At 67.1% G+C, this 20,866-nt stretch carries 18 protein-coding genes; 16 read left to right on the top strand and 2 right to left on the bottom strand.

Annotated features, from left to right (window positions below; all coding sequences use genetic code 11):
- Positions 1–7 precede the first annotated feature (7 nt).
- From tolR to thiD, 10 genes are all read left to right on the top strand, one after another.
- Positions 8–520 (top strand): protein TolR, encoded by a 513-nt coding sequence (tolR, locus tag ACYQ7X_RS06750; protein WP_459696405.1) that lies wholly within the window; start codon positions 8–10, stop codon positions 518–520.
- Positions 521–621: 101 nt separating this feature from the next.
- Positions 622–1,812, top strand: a complete 1,191-nt coding sequence (locus ACYQ7X_RS06745) for a hypothetical protein (protein ID WP_459696145.1) — start codon at positions 622–624, stop codon at positions 1,810–1,812.
- Between the two features lie 22 nt (positions 1,813–1,834).
- The gene (tolB, locus tag ACYQ7X_RS06740) at positions 1,835–3,223 is read left to right on the top strand and encodes a Tol-Pal system beta propeller repeat protein TolB (RefSeq protein ID WP_459696144.1); all 1,389 of its coding nucleotides are present in this window, start codon (positions 1,835–1,837) and stop codon (positions 3,221–3,223) included.
- Between the two features lie 195 nt (positions 3,224–3,418).
- The gene (locus ACYQ7X_RS06735) at positions 3,419–3,928 is read left to right on the top strand and encodes an OmpA family protein (protein WP_459696143.1); all 510 of its coding nucleotides are present in this window, start codon (positions 3,419–3,421) and stop codon (positions 3,926–3,928) included.
- A gap of 282 nt (positions 3,929–4,210) precedes the next feature.
- Entirely contained in the window at positions 4,211–5,065 is an 855-nt protein-coding gene (locus ACYQ7X_RS06730; RefSeq protein WP_459696142.1) for a tetratricopeptide repeat protein, read from the top strand.
- Positions 5,066–5,136: 71 nt separating this feature from the next.
- Complete coding sequence (tilS, locus tag ACYQ7X_RS06725) at positions 5,137–6,453, top strand: tRNA lysidine(34) synthetase TilS (RefSeq protein ID WP_459696141.1); 1,317 nt, start codon at positions 5,137–5,139, stop codon at positions 6,451–6,453.
- A gap of 258 nt (positions 6,454–6,711) precedes the next feature.
- Complete coding sequence (ftsH, locus tag ACYQ7X_RS06720; RefSeq protein ID WP_459696140.1) at positions 6,712–8,652, top strand: ATP-dependent zinc metalloprotease FtsH; 1,941 nt, start codon at positions 6,712–6,714, stop codon at positions 8,650–8,652.
- 69 nt (positions 8,653–8,721) lie between these two features.
- Complete coding sequence (folP, locus tag ACYQ7X_RS06715; protein ID WP_459696139.1) at positions 8,722–9,579, top strand: dihydropteroate synthase; 858 nt, start codon at positions 8,722–8,724, stop codon at positions 9,577–9,579.
- A gap of 140 nt (positions 9,580–9,719) precedes the next feature.
- Entirely contained in the window at positions 9,720–11,114 is a 1,395-nt protein-coding gene (gene glmM, locus ACYQ7X_RS06710) for a phosphoglucosamine mutase (RefSeq protein ID WP_459696138.1), read from the top strand.
- Entirely contained in the window at positions 11,114–11,947 is an 834-nt protein-coding gene (thiD, locus tag ACYQ7X_RS06705) for a bifunctional hydroxymethylpyrimidine kinase/phosphomethylpyrimidine kinase (protein WP_459696137.1), read from the top strand. Before glmM ends, thiD begins: the two co-directional genes overlap by 1 nt.
- Before the next feature lie 43 nt (positions 11,948–11,990).
- Here the strand turns inward: thiD and ACYQ7X_RS06700 are convergent, their stop codons facing one another.
- Together ACYQ7X_RS06700 and ACYQ7X_RS06695 are read right to left on the bottom strand one after the other, a co-directional pair.
- Positions 11,991–13,256 (bottom strand): sulfotransferase family protein, encoded by a 1,266-nt coding sequence (locus ACYQ7X_RS06700; RefSeq protein WP_459696404.1) that lies wholly within the window; start codon positions 13,254–13,256, stop codon positions 11,991–11,993.
- 71 nt (positions 13,257–13,327) lie between these two features.
- Positions 13,328–13,753, bottom strand: a complete 426-nt coding sequence (locus ACYQ7X_RS06695) for a DUF6314 family protein (protein ID WP_459696403.1) — start codon at positions 13,751–13,753, stop codon at positions 13,328–13,330.
- A gap of 296 nt (positions 13,754–14,049) precedes the next feature.
- Between ACYQ7X_RS06695 and ACYQ7X_RS06690 the strand changes: the two genes are divergently transcribed.
- The 6 genes from ACYQ7X_RS06690 (at position 14,050) to ACYQ7X_RS06665 (ending at position 20,860) form a co-directional block, all read left to right on the top strand.
- The gene (locus tag ACYQ7X_RS06690) at positions 14,050–15,234 is read left to right on the top strand and encodes a phosphoserine transaminase (RefSeq protein ID WP_459696136.1); all 1,185 of its coding nucleotides are present in this window, start codon (positions 14,050–14,052) and stop codon (positions 15,232–15,234) included.
- 6 nt (positions 15,235–15,240) lie between these two features.
- Positions 15,241–16,830, top strand: a complete 1,590-nt coding sequence (gene serA, locus ACYQ7X_RS06685) for a phosphoglycerate dehydrogenase (protein WP_459696134.1) — start codon at positions 15,241–15,243, stop codon at positions 16,828–16,830.
- A 31-nt stretch (positions 16,831–16,861) separates the two neighbouring features.
- A complete protein-coding gene (locus ACYQ7X_RS06680) occupies positions 16,862–17,005 on the top strand; it encodes a hypothetical protein (protein WP_459696133.1) in 144 nt (47 codons plus the stop codon).
- Positions 17,006–17,165: 160 nt separating this feature from the next.
- On the top strand, positions 17,166–18,221 hold the full coding sequence (locus ACYQ7X_RS06675) for an NAD(P)-dependent alcohol dehydrogenase (RefSeq protein ID WP_459696132.1): 1,056 nt from the start codon (positions 17,166–17,168) through the stop codon (positions 18,219–18,221).
- A 278-nt stretch (positions 18,222–18,499) separates the two neighbouring features.
- Positions 18,500–19,810, top strand: coding sequence for an O-fucosyltransferase family protein (locus ACYQ7X_RS06670; protein ID WP_459696131.1), 1,311 nt, complete (start codon positions 18,500–18,502; stop codon positions 19,808–19,810).
- Positions 19,811–19,870: 60 nt separating this feature from the next.
- On the top strand, positions 19,871–20,860 hold the full coding sequence (locus tag ACYQ7X_RS06665) for a glycosyltransferase family 2 protein (RefSeq protein WP_459696130.1): 990 nt from the start codon (positions 19,871–19,873) through the stop codon (positions 20,858–20,860).
- The last annotated feature ends 6 nt before the right edge of the window (positions 20,861–20,866 follow it).

Here is a 20,866-nt window from a genome sequence, read left to right as displayed (position 1 = left end):
CATGGCCATGGGCCCGATCGGCGGCGGCACTGGCGGGCGGCGCGGCCGCTACCGCCCGCTCGCGGAAATCAACGTCACGCCGCTGGTGGATGTGATGCTCGTGCTGCTCATCATCTTCATGGTAACGGCGCCTTTGATGACCTCCGGCGTCAATGTCGATCTGCCGAAGACGAGCGCCAATCCGGTCAATACCGACAGCACGCCGATCACCATCTCGGTCAATTCCGAAGGTAAGGTTTTCGTCCAGAACGATCAGGTGGCCGTGGCCGATCTGGTGGCCAAGCTCCAGCAGGTGACGCAGGGCAAGACCGATCGGCGCATCTTCGTGCGCGGCGACCAGTCGATCTCCTACGGCCAGATCATGCAGATCATGGGCACGATCGTGACCGGCGGCTTCACCAAGGTCGCGCTTCTGGCCCAGCAGCCGAGCAGCCCCCCGCCCGGCGCCGCCGCGGCCCCTGGCACAACCGCCCCCGGTGGCACGAGCGCGACCGGCACCTCCTCCCCCAGCGGCCCATAGGCCGCTGATCGCCCTGGCGCCGCACAGATCATGAATAACGCCTTGCCCATCGCCCACGCGCTGCGCGGCCGCCTCCGGGGATTGCGCCGATGAATCCCCCGATGCGTCGCGCAACCCTCGTCTCGGTCGTCCTGCATTTCCTGCTGCTGGCAGCCCTCATCATCTCGCTGCCGTCCAGCAAGCCGCCCGAGGCGCCGGATCTCACCGCCGTCTCCGTCGATTTCGTGGGCCCCGCATCGCAGGTGCGGCAATCGGACGTGACGGGCAAGACCGCAGCACCGCAGAAGACGCAGGCGACGACCAATGCGCCGCAGGCGAGCCAGGCGCCGACCCCGCAGCCTTTGAGCGACGCGCCGCCGCCGCCCCCCCCGCCGCCGCCGCCGCCTTCGGAGACGCCGGCCAACCAGCCGCCGGTGCCCACCCCGCCGCCGCCCGCACCCGCGCCGCCGCAGCCGCAAGCGCCGGCGACCCCGCCGCCGCCTGCGCAGACGCCAACTCCGCCGGCACCGACGACCGCGCCCGCGCCGCAGACGACGCCGAGCCCCTCGGCCGAACCGCTGCCGCCACCGCCGCCGCCAGCACCGACGCCGCCGCAGCCCCAGCAGCCGGCCAAGCCCCTGGTGAAGCCGACGCCGCCCAAGCCCACGCCGCCCAAGCAGCCGACGACGCCGCAGACGCCAGCGACGCCGACGCCGCCGAGCAAGACGACGACGCCCGCCCCGCCCTCCCCGCAGACGACGGCGGAGGCGACGCCCGCGCTGCCGATGCCGCCGCCGCCCGCTCCCCCGGCGCCGCCCGCGCCGGTGAGCCCGACGACGCAGCCGAACCCGACGCAGAACCCGGCGGCACTCAGCCAGAGCGTGCTCAACACGCTCGACAAGCTGCGGTCTTTGAACCAGAAGCAGCAGAAGCCGACATCGCGCTACAATCCGGCCCAAGGCGGCGCGCCCGATGCCGGCGGCCAGCGGGTTGGCGATTCCACCTCGTTGCTGACCGCCGCCCAACGTGGCGAAATCGGCAAGAAGATCGAAGGTTGCTGGTTCATCGACGGCGGCGCGCCGAACGTGCAGCAACTCTCCGTCATCCTCCAGGTCAAGACGCGGCCGGGTGGCGAGGTGTATGACGCGCGGGTCGCGCCCCAGGATCAGGCGCGGGTGAACGCCAATCCGGTGCTGCAAGCCTTCGCGATGCGCGCCATCAACGCCGCCGAGAACGCCCAGTGCAACCCCTTGCCCTTGCCGGCGTCGCTCTCAAATGCGCCGCAGACCTTCACCATTCGGTTCAAGCCGTGACACGGAAGAAAGCAGAGCTAAGATGACTGAGATCTCCCGCTTCCCGAGCGCCCTTGAGGATGTCGCCCCGCGCGAGCCCGGCCTTATCCGCCGGATCACCCGGCGCGGCCTGATCGGCACGACGCTCGCGACCGGCCTCGCCGCGCCCGCCTTCGCCCAAAGCGCGGCGCCGCCTGCCGCGGCCAGCGGCAGCGCGCCCGATTCCGCCGTGATCGATGTCAGCCACGCGCGGACGGCACCGATCCCGATCGCAATCCCGCCCTTCCAGGGAACGGCGAGTGCCGGCGATCTCGTGAGCGTCATCTCGAACGATCTCAGCGGCTGCGGCCTCTTCCGCATCGTCGATGCCTCCGCGGGCCCGGCGACGGCGCCGGGTGCAGCGCCCGATTTCGGCGCCTGGAAGGGCACCGGCGCGCAGGCGCTCGTCACCGGCAGCGTGAGCCAGTCCGGCGATCAGTTGCGCGTCGAATTCCGGCTGTGGGATGTCCTGCCCGGCACGCAGCTGCAGGGCACCGCCTATACCACCTCCGCCTCCAACTGGCGGCGCATCGCCCATATCATCGCGGACGTGATCTACCAGCGCCTGCTCGGCGAGAAGGGCTATTTCGACACCCGCATCGCCTATATCTCGACCACCGGCTCGAACAGCCATCCGATCAAGCGGCTCTGCATCATGGATCAGGACGGCGCGAACAACCGCTTCCTGACGGATGGCAGCTGGACGGCGCTCGGCCCCCGCTTCAGCCCGACGCGTGATCAGCTCGCCTTCATCAGCTATGTGAACAAGGTGGTGCGGGTCTATCTCTTCGATCTCGGCAGCGGGCAGCGCTCGCTCGTCGGCAATTTCCGCACCATGACCTTCGCGCCGCGCTTCTCGCCCGATGGCAACCGGATCATCATGTCGCTCTATCAGAACGGCGGGGCGAACATCATCACCTGCAATCTCAGCGGCGGCGATGTGCAGACGCTGACGAATTCCGGCGCGATCGACGCCAATCCGTGCTACAGCCCGGACGGTAGCCAGATCGTCTTCGAATCCGACCGCGGTGGCGATCAGCAGCTCTACGTCATGGGGGCCGATGGCTCGAACGTGCGGCGCATCAGCTTCGGCGCCGGCCGCTATGCCGATCCGGTCTGGTCCCCGCGCGGCGATCTCATCGCCTTCACCCGCCTCGGCAGCAGCTTCGCGGTCGGCGTGATGGCGCCGGACGGGTCGGGCGAGCGCATCCTGTCCGAAGCCTATGACGTTGAAAGCCCGACCTTCTGCCCCAATGGCCGGGTCATCATGTTCCAGCGCGGCAGCGGCATCGGGTCGCGCCTCGTCACGATCGACATCACCGGCTTCAACGAGCAGGCGGTGCAAACGCCGACCAGCGCCTCCGACCCGTCATGGTCTCCGCTACTCTCCTAAAAGCGTTGCATTTTTCTCACGAGGGGCTGCATTTCCGAGAATGAACTCCACATTGCTTGACCGATAACCTCGGCAGGCTGTAAGCGCGGTTCCGCCTGATAATCCCGCTTTGCAAGGTCGATTTTCCGGTTGGCTCGCTTTTTTTAGTTGTTTTGTCTTTCTCACCTTGAACCCCTCCATAGGGATAGGACCGAAATGAACATCAAGCTGCTCGGCGCTTTTGCCGCCGTTGCTCTTCTCGCCGCCTGCGCCAAGCCCGCTCAGACGAGCATGGCGACCGGCACCGGCGCGAACGTCACCTCGGGCCCCGCTCCGGGCAGCGAGGAAGACCTGGTGGCCAATGTTGGCGATCGCGTTTTCTATGGCTTCAACAAGTCCAACCTGAACGCCGACGCCAGCGCGACCCTCAGCAAGCAGGCCGCCTGGCTGCAGAAGTATCCGAGCGTCGCCGTTCTCGTCGCCGGCAACTGCGACCCGCGCGGCACGGAGCAGTACAACCTCGCTCTCGGCCAGCGCCGCGCCGACGCCGCGCGTGATTATCTCGTCGCGCAGGGCGTGAGCGGCAGCCGCATCCAGACCATCAGCTACGGCAAGGACCGGCCGATCTCCCCGGGCCAGACCGAGGCTGACTACGCGCAGGATCGCAATGCGATCACCTCCGTGCAGGGCCACAACCCGCAGGAAGCGATGTCGCCCTCTTCCTGAGGATAGGATGCGGGCCGCGGGCCGCGAGGCCTCGGCCCTCAGCAGGGCCGGCGGGGCGAAACCTCCCCGTCGGTCTCTCTGCGAGACGAACGAGAGAGGCGGGCGCGGCAACGTGCCCGCCTCTTTTTGTGCCCGGCAGTCTTCTGATAAAGGCTCGGGCGTCCCGCAGCAGGGCTTGCCGCGCCCGGCGGGATGCAATCATTTGGCAAGCTTGTCATCATGACGCGGCGCCGCGCTGATGCTAGAAGCGCAGGCTGCCTTGCCGTGGAGAAACACCCCCTGATGAAGAAGTCCCTGCTCGCTGGGCTTTCAGCAAGCCTCCTCTGCCTCATGCTCTCCACCGGTCTGGCGCGCGCCCAGGATCCGGGTGTCACCAGCCGGGAGGGCATCGCCTTGCAGAATCAGATCCTCGGCCTGCAAAACCAGTTGCAGCAGCTGCAGGCGAGCGTGCAGCAGATCCAGGCCAATGGCGGCGGGGGCGGCGGCAACAGCGCCCCGGTGAGCGAGGGCAATGGCGGCAATGGCGCGCTGACGACCCAGCTCCTCCAGCGCGTCGGCACGCTTGAGCAGCAGGTGCGCGATCTCACCGGCCAGTTGCAGCAGCTGCAGAACCAGGTGAATACCCAGAACGCGCAGCTCACCAAGCAGATCGGCGATCTCTCCTTCCAGATGCAGAATGGCGGCAAGGGCGGTGCGCCGGCCGGTTCTGGCGCCGCGGTCGCCACACCCACGCCCCCGCAGGCGGTGGTGGCGCCCACGCCCGAGACCCTGCTGCAGCAGGGCAACCTCGCGCTCCATCAGGGCAACTACAAGCTCTCCGAAGGCATCGCGCGCGAGATCATGGCCAAATATCCGCGCTCGCCCCGCGCCTATGAGGCGCAGTTCCTGCTCGCCCAATCGCTCCAGGGGCAGCAGCGCTATCAGGAAGCGGCGCTCGCCTTCGACGATGCCTATAACCGCAACCACAAGGGTTCCAAAGCGCCGAACGCGCTCCTCGGCCTCGCCATGACCCTCGGCGCCATCAACCAGAACGCGGCGGCGTGCAGCACGCTTAAAACCCTGCACACCCAGTTCCCGAAGCCGCCCGCTTATCTGAATGGGGCGATCGCCAATACCCATAAGCGGTTGGGCTGCTGAGAGGCGGGCACCCCGCTTCCGCCGCAGAGGCCGAGACCGGCCCGGTCTCGGCCTCTGAATTCGCGGCGCTGATGGCGCCCTTCGGCCCTTTCCCGCCAGGCGCGCGGCTCGGCCTCGCGGTATCGGGCGGGGCCGATAGCCTATGCCTCGCCTTGCTCGCCGCCGGCTGGTCGCCACCCCGGCAGATCGCCTTGCAGGCCTTCATCGTCGATCACGGGCTGCGGCCGGACTCGGGCGCCGAGGCGGCGGAGACCGCCGGGCGCCTCGCCAGCCTCGGCCTCGCGGCCGAGATCCTCCGCCTCAGAGACTTCTCGCCGGGCCCTGCCCTCTCGGCCCGGGCGCGGGCGGCGCGCTACGCGGCGCTGGAAGCGGCCTGCCAGCAGGCCGGCATCCTCGACCTCATGCTCGGCCATCACCGTGCCGACCAGGCGGAGACCGTGCTGCTCCGCGCGCTCGGCGGCAGCGGGCCGCACGGCCTCGCCGGCATGGCGCCGCTGGTGGAGACGCAGGCGCTGCGGCTGCTGCGGCCGCTGCTGACGCTTCCCCCCGGGCGGCTACGCGCCACCCTCGCGGCCCTCGGCCTCGGCTGGGTGGAAGACCCGAGCAACCGCAGCCCCCATTTCACCCGCGCGCGGCTGCGCGCCTTGCGCGCCGATCACGCCGGCATGGGCGTGGCGACCGTGGCGCTCGGCGCGGCCGCGGCCGCTCATGCCGCGGCGAGCACGGAGGAAGATCGTGCCGCCGCTCTTTGGCTCGCGCGGCACGCGACCCTTTCGCCCTTCGGCTTCGCCCTGCTGCCGCGCTCATCCGGGGCTTGGGCCACACCTTGGCCGCCGCGCGCCCTCGCCCAGGTGATCGGCATGGTCGGCGGGCGCGCCTATCCGCCGCCGGGGCGGGCCCTCGCCCGGATCGCGGCGGACCCGGAAGCCGCGATCGGGCGCGGCATCACCCTCGCCGGAGTGCGGCTGATGCCGGCCGGGCGACTCGGCCCCGGCTTTCTGATCTGCCGGGAAGCGGTGGCCATGGCCCCTGCCATTCCCGCCACGGCCGGCGCGGTCTGGGATGGCCGCTTCCGGCTCGCCCTTTCGAGGCCGCCGCAGGCCGATAGGGATGACGGGCCGCTGGCCGATGTGATGGAGCTGCCGCCCGGCAGCCGGCTCGGCCCGCTCGGCCGGGATGCACCGCTGTTCCGCGCGGCCCTCGGCCTGCCGCGCGCCGTGCTCGAAACCATCGGCTGCCTGCGCGGCGCGGATGGCAGCCTGTGCTCCGTCGCCGGGCTCGGCGCGGCCCAGTGCCCTGCTTTGCCCGCGGGCGGCCCTCGCCTGCTCTTCGCGCCGCGGCAGCCCGCGAGCGCCGCCCGCTTCACCTCCGTCCCAGCTCTGGCCTGAGGTTTTTCCCATGTCACTACGGCCGTGGCGCCGCCCAGATGCATGCCGCGCGCGGCGAGCGGGCATGAGATGCCCCGTCCAGATAGAGGATGCGCTTTGCGTCAAGACTTCCTATGTTAGGCTTGTATCGCGGATTGGTTCTGGTGAAGTGTTCCGCTGATGGAGATCGTCTGGCACTCTCAGCGCTCGGCCCCGCTCTCGGAGGGGGTCAGGCGCCGCCCGCGATGCTTCTAGGCCGGTTAGGAACTGGATGACGGAATGAGCAATTTTGGTCGCAACCTGGCGCTGTGGGTGATCATTGCCCTCCTCCTGGTGGTGCTTTTCAGCCTTTTCCAGCCCGGTGGGCTGCGCGGGACGAATGATTCCGCGAATGTCACGCAAATGGCCTATTCCGAGTTCCTCACCCAGGTGAAGGATGGCAACGTCAAGGACGTGGTCATCCAGGAACGCAACGTGACCGGCGATCTCAAGGATGGCCGCGCGTTTGCGACCTATACGCCGAACGATCCGTCGCTCGTGCAGACGCTGATGGGCAAGAATGTCGAGATCGTCGCCAAGCCGCCGGAAGCGGACAGCAACCCGCTGCTCCACTACCTGCTCTCCTGGTTCCCCATGCTGCTCTTCGTGGGCGTCTGGATCTTCTTCCTGCGCCAGATGCAGTCGGGCGGCGGGCGCGCCATGGGCTTCGGCAAGTCCCGCGCGCGGCTGTTGACGGAGAAGCAGGGCCGCGTGACGTTCGACGATGTCGCAGGGATCGATGAAGCCAAGGTCGAGCTCAGCGAGGTCGTCGAATTCCTCAAAGACCCGCAGAAATTTCAGCGCTTGGGCGGCAAGATCCCTAAAGGCGTGCTGCTCGTCGGCCCCCCCGGCACCGGCAAGACGCTGCTCGCCCGCGCGATCGCCGGTGAGGCGAATGTGCCCTTCTTCACGATTTCCGGCTCGGATTTCGTCGAGATGTTCGTGGGCGTCGGCGCCAGCCGCGTGCGCGATATGTTCGAACAGGGCAAGAAGAACGCCCCCTGCATCATCTTCATCGACGAGATCGACGCCGTCGGCCGCCATCGCGGCGCGGGCCTGGGCGGTGGCAATGACGAGCGGGAGCAGACGCTGAACCAGCTCCTGGTGGAGATGGACGGCTTCGAGAGCAACGAGGGCGTCATCCTCATCGCGGCGACCAACCGGCCGGACGTGCTGGACGCGGCGCTGCTGCGCCCCGGCCGCTTCGATCGCCAGGTCGTGGTGCCGAACCCGGATGTGAACGGGCGGGAGCGCATCCTCCGCGTTCATATGCGCAAAGTCCCGCTCGCGGCGGATGTGGACCCCAAGACGATCGCCCGCGGCACCCCCGGCTTCTCTGGCGCCGATCTCGCCAATCTCGTCAACGAAGGCGCGCTGCTCGCGGCGCGGCGGGGGCGGCGCGTCGTCTCCATGCTCGAATTCGAGGATGCGAAGGACAAGGTCATGATGGGGGCGGAGCGCCGCTCGCTCGTCATGAGCGAGGATGAGAAGAAGATGACCGCCTATCACGAGGCGGGGCATGCGGTCTGCGCCATCCTCGAGCCGGAATGCGATCCGGTGCATAAGGCGACGATCATTCCCCGCGGCCGGGCGCTCGGCCTCGTCATGAGCCTGCCGGAGGGCGACCGCTATTCGAAGAGCAAGTCCAAGCTGCTGAGCGAGCTGACCATGGCGATGGGCGGCCGCGCGGCGGAAGAGATCATCTTCGGGCCGGACAAGGTTTCCAACGGCGCGGCGGGGGACATCAAGATGGCGACCGACCAGTCCCGCCGGATGATCACCGAATGGGGCATGAGCGACAAGCTCGGCATGATCGCCTATGGCGATAACGGCCAGGAGGTGTTCCTCGGCCATTCGGTGACGCAGCACAAGAACGTGTCGGAAGCGACGGCGCGCGAGATCGACAACGAAATCAAGTCGATCATTGATGCCGCCTATGCCAAGGCCAAGCGCCTGCTGACCGAGAACATCGGCGCGCTGCATGCCATCGCCCGTGCGCTGCTCGAATTCGAGACGCTGACCGGGGATGAGGTGCGCGGCGTCATGCGCGGGGAGCCGGTCGTCCGCAAGCCGGTGGACGATCAGCCGCCCCCCGAGAACCGCCGCGCCTCGGTGCCGACCGCCGGGCGACCGGTGCCCCCGCTCGCCGGCGGCATCGGCCCGACGCCGAACCCGGCCTGAACGCGCCGCCTTCCGCTTCTACGCAAACCCCCGGGTCCCCAAGGCCCGGGGGTTTTGCTATCTGGCGGTATGGACAAGCACCCGCGCCGGCAATGGGCCGGCCTCAGCCTCGGCCGCCCGCTCGTCATGGGCATCCTCAACGTCACCCCGGATAGTTTCAGCGATGGCGGCCGGCATCATGGCGCGGCCGCCGCCATCGCCGCCGGCCGCGCCATGCGCGAGGCCGGGGCCGATATCATCGACATCGGCGGTGAAAGCACCCGCCCCGGCGCGGCAGCCGTGCCGCCTGCCGAGGAACAGGCGCGGATCATCCCCGTCATCCGCGCGCTTGCCGCCGAAGGCGCCGTCGTCTCGGCCGATACCCGCAACGCCACGACCATGGCAGCGGCGCTCGATGCCGGGGCACGCATCGCCAACGACGTGACGGCGCTGACGCATGATCCGGCGGCGCTGCCGCTGGTCGCGGCACGGGGCTGCCCGGTCGTGCTCATGCATATGCGCGGCACGCCGGAGACGATGAACGGCCTCAACACCTATGGCGCGATCGGCGCCGAGGTCGCGGCCGAACTCGGCGAAGCGGTGGCGCGGGCGCTTGCCGCCGGGGTGGAGCGCGCGGCGATCGTGACCGATCCGGGCTTCGGCTTCGCCAAGCTCGGCGCGCAGAACGTGGAGCTCCTGCGCAACCTCGGGCCCTTGCGGGCGCTCGGCTTTCCCATGCTCATCGGCCTTTCGCGCAAGGGCTTCATCGGCCAGCTTTCGGGCGAAGCCGCCGCCGAGCGCCGCCTCGGCGGCTCGCTCGCCGCCGCGCTCTTCGCGCTGAGCCAAGGGGCCGCGATCCTCCGCGTGCATGACGTGGCCGAGACGGTGCAGGCCGTGCGGGTGTGGCAGGCGCTGGCAGACGAGACCCCGGGGCACGGCGGAGGATAATATGCTGCCGGCAGAGGAGGTTTTGGGCCGCCCGCCTGCCTCTCCTCGAAACACGCTGATACCAGCCCTGAATTGCCTGGCCCGCGGCATGTCGCTACACGGCAAAAGCGTGACTGCTGCATGACGAGAGGCTGAACACCATGAGCAACGGCACTGGCGGCCAGCAGGCCGCGCCCGCCCGCGCGCTCTTCGGCACGGATGGCATCCGGGGCCGCGCCAATCTCCACCCGATGACGGTCGAGACCGCGCTCCGCCTCGGCCAGGCGGCCGGGGTGATGTTCACGCGCGGCAACCATCGCCACCAGGTGCTCATCGGCAAGGATACCCGGCTTTCGGGCTATATGATCGAACAGGCGCTGACCGCGGGCTTCCTCTCCGCCGGGATGGACGTGGTCCTCGCCGGGCCTCTGCCGACGCCCGCGATCGCGATGCTCACCCGCAGCCTGCGGGCGGATCTCGGCGTCGTCATCTCCGCCTCGCACAACCCGTTCGAAGATAATGGCATCAAGCTCTTCGGCCCCGATGGCGTGAAGTTATCGGACGCGCATGAGGCGCGGATCGAAGCCGAGATGGCGCGCGGCGACCTCGCCCTTGCCGGCCCCGATGCGCTCGGCCGCGCCCGGCGGCTGAACGATGCCGCCGGCCGCTATATCGAGGGGGTGAAGAGCACCTTCCCGCGCGGCCTGCGGCTCGACGGGCTGAAGATCGTGCTCGATTGCGCCAATGGCGCGGCCTATCGGGTGGCGCCGACCGCGCTTTGGGAATTGGGCGCGCAGGTCATCCCGCTCGGCGTCTCGCCCGATGGCTTCAACATCAACAAGGGCTGCGGCTCCACCGTGCCGGATCATCTCTGCGCCGCGGTGGTCGAGCATGGCGCCGATATCGGCATCGCGCTCGACGGCGATGCCGACCGCCTGATCCTTTCCGATGAGCATGGCGAGATCATCGACGGGGACCAGATCCTCGCGCTCATCGCCCGCTCCTGGGCCAAGGCGGAACGGCTGACCGGCAGCGGGATCGTGGCGACCGTGATGTCCAACCTCGGCCTGCAGCGTTTCCTGCGCGAGATGGGGCTCGATCTGCACCGCACCAAGGTGGGGGATCGCTACGTGGCGGAGCGGATGCGGGCGCTCGGCATCAATCTCGGCGGCGAGCAGTCCGGCCATGTCATCCTCTCGGATTTCGCGACCACAGGGGATGGGCTGGTGGCCGCCCTGCAGGTGCTCGCCGTGCTGGTGCGGCAAGGCAAGCCCGCCTCCGACGTCTGCCGCGTCTTCCGCCCCTCGCCGCAGCTTCTCCGCAATGTCCGCTTCGCCGGCGCTTCCCCGCTCGGCGATGAGCGGGTGCAGGCCGCCATCACCCGCGCCGAAGCGGCGCTCGGACCGGAAGGCCGCCTGCTCATCCGCCCCTCCGGCACCGAACCGCTCATCCGCGTCATGGCCGAGGCGGATGACGATCAGCTGATCAGCCGAATCGTCGGTGAATTGTGCGAGATCATCGCAGCCGTCGCCCGTATGCCGGAAGCCGCCGCCTGATGGGCGCGCCCGGCCGCGTGCTGGTCGTCGCCGGGTCCGATAGCGGCGGCGGCGCCGGCATCCAGGCCGATATCAAGGCGATCATGGCCTTGGGCGGCTATGGCATGACGGCGCTGACAGCGCTCACCGCCCAGAACACGCGGGGCGTCTCGGCTGTGCTGCCGGTGCCGCCGGACTTTCTCCGCGCCCAGATCGAGGCCGTGCTCTCCGATATCGGGGCAGACGCGATCAAGACCGGCATGCTGCCCGACTCGCCGAGCATCGAGGCGGTTGCCAGCATGCTGCAGGGTGCGGCGCGCGGCCTGCCCTTCGTGATGGACCCGGTGATGGTGGCAACCAGCGGGGACCGGCTGCAAAACGCCGAGGCGCTCTCGGCCCTCAAGACGCTGCTGCTGCCGCGGGCCACCCTCATCACCCCGAATATCCCGGAAGCCGAATTGCTGCTCGGGCGCCGCATCACCGATGAGCCGGCGCAGCGGGAGGCGGCGCAGGCACTCCTGCAAACCGGGGCGCGGGCGGTGCTCGTCAAAGGCGGGCATCTGCAGGGCGCCGTCGTCACCGATCTGCTGGCGACCGATCGCGGCATCATCGCCTTCAGCGGCCCCCGCATCGACTCCACCAGCACCCATGGCACCGGCTGCACCCTCGCCTCGGCGATCGCGGCGGGGCTCGCGCAAGGCATGGCGCTCGAAGCCGCGATCGCCCGCGCGCGCGCCTATGTGGCGGAGGCGATCCGCCAGGCGCCGGGCCTCGGCCAGGGCCACGGGCCGCTCGGCCATGGCATCACGGTCGATCCGCAGCGCATCGCGGCCCTCGGCGCGCTTCCGGCCTGACGCGCCTGACAGAGGCGCCCGCCACGCGCCCCTCCGCTCCCCGCTACCCGCTGACCGCGAGGCCCACGAAATTGGCCCAGGCGAAGTAGTTCGTGCGCGCCGCATCGGCCATCTCCGTCCGCAGCACGAGATCGGCGGTGGCGAGGCCGGGCGGCACGGCGAGCGCGAGTTCGCAATCCGCGCCGAAGCTGCAACTGCCCGCCGTCTCCGCAAGCAGGAGATCGCCCTGCCACAGCTCCATCCTGCCGCACACGGCAGCACCCTCGGGGTGCCCATGCTCCAGCCGGCAGCCGATAAAGCGGGCGCCTGCGAGATCCACCGCTCGGAAGCGGACGGCGGAGGGCTTCCCGTGAAGCTCGTTCGGATGCAGCAGAAAGCGGTTCCAGCCTGTCGGAACGAAATAGGAGGGGTCGGCAAGCGCGGAGAGATCGACCGCCCGCGGATCGACCGTATAGGTGATCGGCCGCTGCGGCGCGGCGACAATGCCCGGATCCTCGAAGCCATAGCCGAAGAGCGCCATGCAATGGGCGGATCGTTCATAGACATAGGCCTTCTCGTCCTCCGGCCAGTCGGCCTCGGAGAGGCGCAGGCTCACGCTCTCGGCCTGCGTCTGCTCCGGCTTGCAGCGTGCGAGCAGATCGCGGATTTCGGCTGCGCGCGCCGGCTCGCCCAAGAAGGCAGCCAGTTGGTGCGCGATCTCCTCCGGGCGCTCGACGAGATCGCGATGATCGATCTCGAGCGCCACGCGCCCGAGGCGCGGGCCGAGGCGCCGCCACTGCATCATCGTCTCGACCCATTGGTCGCAGATGGCCCTCACCGTACCGCCATCCCGCCCGAAGCGCCGGCGGGCCGATTCGATCACGTCGATCCCGCGTCTTTTGCAGAAGATGAATCTGGCGCGGGGGAAGTAGGAGAGCAGCGCAGGCGCCGCCCGTACCGCCGCCGGCCCCGGTGTCTTGTCCGCCCAACGCTCACCGAAACGCTGCACCATGAACTGCTCGAACAAGCGCAGCATTCCCGCTTTGAGCGCCAGGAAGGGGAATTCCGAAACGGCCCAGGCGTTGTTGGGCGCCGTCAACCGCAGATCGCCTTCGTGCCGCTCCACATCCGCCTGTAAGGCGGCGAGAAGCTCGAAGAGATGCCCCTCCTCGTAGCCGTGCCAGCCGAGATGGTTGAGCAGAAGGGCGGCCAGGCTGGTCGCGGAGCGGGGGGAGCCGAGCACGAAGACCGGCGCGCTCGCGAGGCCGGGCCCGGGCAGATCACCAGGCGGCGGGTTCGAGGATGCCGGCAGGGTCGGGAGATGGGACATACTGCTCAAAGCGATACTCGTCCTCAAGCCCGGAGACGGTATCGATCCGCGTGGATTGACCAGTCTCCATTCTATGCGGGCAAAGGTAAAGACGGGGCAAGCGCGCCGCGCGAGAAGAGCGACGTGATGACGAGATCCTTGCGCGGCCCGGTGACGCGCCAGGACAGCCACCAGCGATCGGGCCCGGCGAGGCGGTAGCGGCCGCGATAGAGATCGGGCGCGCATTCATGCACGACATGGGCAAGCCCCTGCGCGAAGGCCGCCTCGTGGAAGAAGCGCCCATCGGGAAACAGCACGCGAAAGCCATGCGCCGTCATCTCGAAGCGATAGTCGCGCTTCGCCTCGCTCCGCATCATCGGCAGGGTGAGGAGGCCGCGTTCGGAGAAGGCGAGCACGCCCGGTGCTGCGGGGACGAAGCGCGCCTCCCCGCTCAGGCGGCCGATCTCACCGCGCCGTAGATCTTGAATGCGCCGCGTCAGCCGCCAGGGGCCGCGCAGATAGTCGGTCAGTTCGGCCAGAACTCGGCCTCCATCTCGTTCGCCCAGGCGTCGAAGGCGCGGTCATCGGCGTCGCGCGGCGGAGCATCCGCCGTCTTGCCCGTGGCCCAAGCCTAGCAGAAGCGCGATGGCCGCCAAAGCGGGGGGCGCCTGGGCTCGGCCGTCACGCAATCATCACGCCCGCGCAGGCCAGCCAACGCTTCTGACGATTGCCCTTCGCCAAGCCATCCTCTACAGGCGATAGCGGGTCACACCCCCCCACCGGGGTGCTTCTCTTCTGAAAGGGAGAGCCATCAATGGCGCTCGCATCGAAGCCGGATATCCGTCCGCGCAATCCCAATTTCTCATCCGGCCCCTGTGCCAAACGCCCGGGCTTCACGCTCGACGCCCTCGACGGCGCGCTGCTCGGCCGCAGCCACCGCGCGAAGGAGCCGAAAGCCCGCCTCGCCGAGGTCATCACCCGCTCGCGCGCGATCCTCGGCATGCCGAGCGATTGGAAGCTCGGCATTGTCCCGGCGTCAGACACTGGCGCGGTCGAGATGGCGCTCTGGTCCCTCCTCGGGCCGCGGCCGGTGGACGTGATCGCCCATGAAAGCTTCTCCGAGGCTTGGGCGACGGATATCGTCAAGCAGCTCAAGCTCGCCGATGCCCGGGTGCTGACGGCGCCCTACGGCAAGCTGCCGGATCTCGGCCAGGTCGATCCGGCGCGCGATCTCGTGCTTGCCTGGAACGGCACCACCTCCGGCGTGCGCTTCCCCGATGGCGGTTTCATCGCGGATCGCCGCGAGGGGCTGGTGATCTGCGACGCGACCTCCGCCGCCTTCGCCATGGATCTGCCCTGGGCCAAGCTCGATGTCGTCACCTGGTCCTGGCAGAAGGTGCTGGGGGGCGAGGCTGCGCACGGCATGCTCGCCCTTTCGCCCCGCGCCGTCGCCCGGCTCGAAAGCTTCAAGCCCGAGCGGCCGCTGCCCAAGATCTTCCGCCTCACCTCGGGCGGCAAGCTCAGCGAGGGCATCTTCCTGGGCGAGACGATCAACACCCCCTCCATGCTCTGCGTGGAAGATGCGCTCGATGGTCTGCGCTGGGCGGAGGGCATCGGCGGGCTGCCGGCGCTCATCCGCCGGTCGGAAGCGAACCTCGCCGCCATCGCCGGCTGGGTGGAGCAGAGCCGCTGGGCGCGCTTCCTGGCGGAAGAGCCGGCCACCCGCTCCTCCACCGCGATCTGCCTCCGCATCGCATCCCCCTGGTTCAGCAGGCTCGATGCCGCAGCCCAGGCGAAGGCGGCCAAGCGCCTCGCCGGCCTGCTGGAAGCCGAGGGCGTCGCCTACGACATCGCCTCCTACCGCGATGCGCCGCCGGGCTTGCGCATCTGGGGCGGGGCGACGGTGGAGACCGCCGATATCGCGGCCCTCCTCCCCTGGCTCGATTGGGCGGAAGCCCAGGTTGAAGCCGAATTTTCCACCCTCAAGGCGGCGGAGTAAGCCACGATGGCCCCCAAGGTTCTGATTGCCGACAAGCTTTCCCCCGCCGCCATCGAGATCTTCCGCGCGCGCGGGATCGAGACCGACGTCAAGACCGGGCTTTCGCCGGCCGAGCTTCGCGCCATCATCGGCGGCTATGACGGGCTCGCCATCCGCTCGGCCACCAAGGTGACGAAGGAGCTGCTGGACGAGGCGGCCCGTCTTAAAGTGGTCGGCCGCGCCGGCATCGGCGTCGATAACGTGGACATCAAGGCGGCGACCCAGCGCGGCGTCGTCGTCATGAACACGCCCTTCGGCAATGCCATCACGACGGCCGAGCATGCCATCGCCATGATGTTCGCCCTCGCCCGCCAGCTGCCGGAGGCCTCCGCCTCCACCCGCGCCGGGCGGTGGGAGAAAAACCGCTTCATGGGCGTCGAACTCACCGCCAAGGTGCTCGGCATCATCGGCTGCGGCAATATCGGCTCGATCGTCGCCGATCGCGCGGTCGGCCTCCATATGAAGGTCATCGCCTACGATCCCTTCCTCTCGGACAAGCGGGCGGTGGAACTCGGCGTCGAGAAGGTGGAGCTTGCAGAGATCTTCGCGCGCGCCGATTTCATCACGCTCCACACCCCGCTGGTGGACGGCACGCGCTACATCATCAATGCCGAGGCGATCGCCGCCATGAAGCCGGGCGTGCGCATCATCAACTGCGCCCGCGGCGGGCTGGTGGACGAGGCGGCCCTCTATGACGGGCTCGTCTCCGGCCGCGTGGCTGGCGCCGCGCTCGACGTGTTCGAGGTGGAGCCCGCAAAGGAAAGCCCGCTCTTCACCCTTGAAAACGTCGTCTGCACGCCGCATCTCGGCGCGGCGACGCTCGAAGCGCAGGAGAATGTGGCGCTCCAGGTCGCCGAGCAGATGAGCGACTATCTGCTCACCGGCGCGGTCGCCAATGCGATCAACGTGCCGGCGATCTCGGCCGAGGATGCGCCGCGCGTGCGGCCCTATATGGACCTCGCCCGGCGCTTAGGCGAATTCGCCGGCCAACTCACCCAGGCGAAGGACGGCGTGGTGAGCCAGGTCACCATCGAATACGAAGGCGCCGTCTCCCATATCAACCACAAGCCGCTGACGGCGGCGGCGCTCGCCGGCCTCATGGCGCCGATGATCACGGGCGCCAATATGGTCAATGCCCCGGTGCTCGCCCGCGAGCGCGGCATCGAGGTGACGGAGGCGGTGCATGACCGAGCGAGCGAATACCAGACGCTGATCCGCCTCACCGTCTCCACCCCGTCGATGACCCGCACGGTCGCCGGCACGCTCTTCGCCGGCTCCAAGCCGCGCCTCGTCGAGATCAAGGGCATTCCCGTCGAGGCCGATTTCGGCCGCCACATGCTCTATGTCACGAATAAGGATAAGCCCGGCTTCATCGGCCGGTTTGGCGAGACTTTGGCAGCCGCCGGCATTAATATCGCGACCTTCCATCTCGGCCGCGCGGCGGCCGGGGGGGATGCGATCTGCCTCGTCTCGGTGGACGAGCAGGTGCCCGAAGTGGTGTTGGAGCAGGTGCGCCATCTGCCGCTGGTGATGCAGGCGACGGCGCTGAGCTTCTGAAGGCGGCGGCAAGAACAGGAGGGCGGGCAGAATGGGCGAGCGCGGCACGATCGTGGCCCTCATTCTGCTCGTCGCCATCGCGCTGGTGATGGTGGGCGGCTGGCTGCTCTTCCCCACCCTCACCCATTTCATGCAGCGGCAGGATTGCATCGCGACCGGCCGCGTGAACTGCTGAAAAGCCGCGGGCTTCGCCTAACACTTATGCGCGGCCCTCCCGAAACCGTGAGGGTGGTGCCGCTTCACAACCCCGCTGCCGGCGTGGTTAGATCCTGACCGAAGAGAGCGCTACCACGATCCGCGCTCTTTTTGCGTTTCCGAAATCAAGAGGACTTCCCATGCTCGAATGTGTCGGCTTCGGCGCGACGGCGGCAGACACGCCGGTTTCGCGCCTCTCCATCACGCGGCGCGATCCTGGCCCCGATGATGTGCTCATCAAGATCGCCTATTGCGGCGTCTGCCATTCCGACCTTCACCAGGCCCGTAACGAGTGGCGCAACACCGTCTATCCTTGCGTGCCGGGGCACGAGATCGTCGGCCATGTCGAGGCGGTGGGCGCCAATGTCACCCGCTTCAAGGCGGGCGATACGGCGGCCGTCGGCTGCATGGTGGGCTCCTGCCGCAGCTGCTCGGCCTGCCGCGAAGGGCTGGAGCAGTATTGCGAGAAGGGCCTCAACGGCACCTATAACGGCGTCGATCCGGTGATCGGCGGCCCGACCTTCGGCGGCTATTCCGATCGCATCGTGGTGCCTGAGCATTTCGTGCTGACGGTGCCGAAGGGGATGGACCTCGCGGCGACGGCGCCGCTGCTCTGCGCCGGCATCACCACCTATTCGCCGCTGCGGCACTGGAAGGTGGGGCCGGGCAAGAAGGTCGGCATCGTGGGGCTCGGCGGGCTCGGCCATATGGGTGTGAAGATCTCGCACGCCATGGGCGCGCATACTGTGCTCTTCACCACCTCGCCGGGCAAGGCGGAGGACGCCAAGCGCCTCGGCGCCGATGAGGTGATCGTCTCCCGCGATGCGGACCAGATGGCGAAGCACTATGAGAGCTTCGACTTCATCCTCGATACGGTGGCGGCCGACCATCCGCTCGACCCCTATATGAACCTCCTCAAGCGGGAGGGGACGCTCTGCCAGGTCGGCGCGCCCGAGAACCCGCTCGCGATCGCGGCCTTCAGCGTGATCTGGCGGCGCCGCAGCTTCGCGGGCTCGCTCATCGGCGGCATCCCCGAGACCCAGGAGATGCTCGATTTCTGCGCCGCGCACGGCATCACGGCCGATATCGAGATGATCCGCATGGAAGAGATCGAGACGGCCTATAGCCGCATGCTCAAGAGCGACGTGAAATACCGCTTCGTGATCGACATGGCGACCCTGCCGAAGGCGGCTTGATCCTTCGCAGCCTTGGGGCGGGCCGGTGAAATCTGGCCCGCCTCCCCTTGCCTGCCGCCCGTTGGTCGATGAGAGTTAGCCTCGCGCTCTTGCTCCCATCCAGAAGGCTGCATCATGACCCTGACGCTTAGAGACACGGTTCGCTTCCGGACAGGCAGGTGGGATAATTTCAGCGGCCGGCGGATATTGGGGTTTACCTTGACTGAAGGATTGGACGAGGCTTGCACCGCCAGAGACCGCCCTGTCATCAACATTCAGTTCTGGGCGGGCCGAACCCCGTGAGCCGCCTTCACGCAATCCATAGCGGCTGGGAAGGCGACCTCATCCTTTCCGACGACGGCCAGACGCTCACGCTGGATTTCAGCGGAGAAACGGCGCGCTACGTTCTCAAGGGAGATCATCTCCAAGTTTACTGGCACCGGTTTCCACCGGAGTTGTTCATCAAATGCGGCGACGACTTCGTGTTTGATGAGCACCTCCACCCGGAGCGGCGGCGGCCACACGGCGCACCGATCATCCAGATCCTGCCACAGGGAAACCTCGGCAACCAGATGATCCAGTATCTGGCGGCCGAAGCCCTCCGCGCCCGCGTGCCAGGAGCGTACATCACAGGCCACTCCCTGCCTCAGTGGAATCGCTTTGATGCACTCCCGCAACGCTTTGACTCACCTCTGATGGCCGAGCGTTTTACCTGGCATGATCTTCCTCTGGGGAAGACCGCGCAACGACTTAATGAGCGCTCACTTACCGCTGTGGTTTTGAGCGGCTATTTCCAGCGGCTAAGCCAGCTTCCCTCCGTGGAGGAAAGCCGGCTAATATTCAGCGAGCCTGAGACCGATGCCCAAGGGTTCGGCGACGACACTCTTGTCATCAACATCCGATCGGATGACATCCTGTCCGGCCTGCATCGGCACTACACGCTGATTCCGGTAAACTACTACCGGGAGATCATCGAAACGACCAAGCTCCGCCCGGTCTTTTTTGGCCAACTCTCCAACAACTCCTATCACGAATACTTAAAGAAGCATTTTCCAGACGCGACATTCATCAATGGCACCCAACCGATCAGGGATTTTCAGACGCTGCGCAACTCCAAGAATCTGGTTCTATGCGTCAGCACATTTTCCTGGCTGGCTGGATGGCTCTCGAATGCACAGCGTATCTACATGCCGCTGACAGGATTCTTTAATCCTTTTCAGGATCGTGAGCCCTTTCTTGTTCCGTGCGACGACCCGCGTTACATCTTTCATCTCTTCCCGGTAAACTTTGCCGTCCCGCCACAGAAGCTTGAGGACGCCCACCGCAAGTTGGACAAGCAATGGGTTCAAATCGGGCCCGGAGCGCTTCGTTCGCTCATAGAGGCCGCGGCACGCGCGCAGCGCCCGTCCTTCGAGCAGTACAAAGCCCTGAATGAAGATGAAATCCACAATCATTTCGACTTCGATGAGCAATGGTATGCCCAGACCTATCTCGACGCGGCCATCGATGTCGGCCAGGGCCGCTTCACGACATTGAGGGATCATTACATTCTGAAGGGTCAGAGCCGAGGCTATGCTCCCTGCCCGCGTCTGGCGGAGGCCCTTGCATGAAGAGTACCCGTCAGTTAGGCAGGCATTGCCTCAGTTTTCGCCGCTTGATCTGGAGATAAGATGGACCCGTCAGCCCTGATTTGGTCGGGACGCGCGCTCGATCTTGTAGAGCACGAAAACCTCGATCCAGCCTCCTGGGAGGGCGCCACGCAAGCCGATATGCGCCATTACGTCTCTGCCGGGATGGCACTCCGGCAATCCCTGAAAAGCTTCGTGGTGATCAGCGCCTGCGTTGTCATGATGGTGAAAAACGAGGCGGATATCGTGGGACTCAATCTAAGGCATTTGTATCACCTTGGATTTCGCCGGTTTCTGATTCTCGATAACGGCTCGTCAGATGAGACGCAGGCTGAGCTACGACGCTGCCGCGAGGCATTTCACGACGGCGAGCTTATCATCGTCGATGATTCGACCGTTCGCTATACGCAGTCGGAGAAAACGACGGGCCTGATGTGGATGGCAACCTCCTTCTGGCCGGACTTGCAGTGGATCTTTCCGATCGACGCGGATGAATTTCTTTGTGCGGAGACAAGCTTGGAAGGCTTGTCCCAACTGCCCGCGGACATCGATGCCATTGTGCTTCAGAAAGTGAACCACTATTTCACTGAGTTTAGTCTAACGCTCGATATCGGCAATCCTCTCAGTCGAATGCCGATGCGCACTCATCTGGGGAAAATGCCTCCGAAAGTGGCGGTCAGGGCATCAACAGAATTCGTAATATGGCAAGGCAACCACGACATCATATCCCGCCCTGGCAATCCGTTACGCTATAAAAGCGGGCTTGACTTGGGGCTTTATTATCGCGAGTTCCAGTTCCGAAGCTACGCGCAATTTAAGTCAAAGGTTGTCAACGGCGCTCGCGCACTACAGGCCGCAGAGCGCGAACGAGGGAAATCAGTCGGCGGCGATCACTGGAAAGGCTGGAATGCTGAACTGGAACGGGGCGGTGATGCGGGATTGATAAGCATCTTCAACCACATGGCGATAAAGCCCACAGACGAGTTGAGCTTTGACCCCTTGACCACCGCCAGCCTGCACTCGTCCACCTGAGACTTT

The sequence above is a fragment of the Acidisoma sp. C75 genome (genome assembly GCF_054665095.1).
Note: the sequence above shows the minus strand (reverse complement) of the source record. Positions and strands in the feature narration are given on the sequence as shown.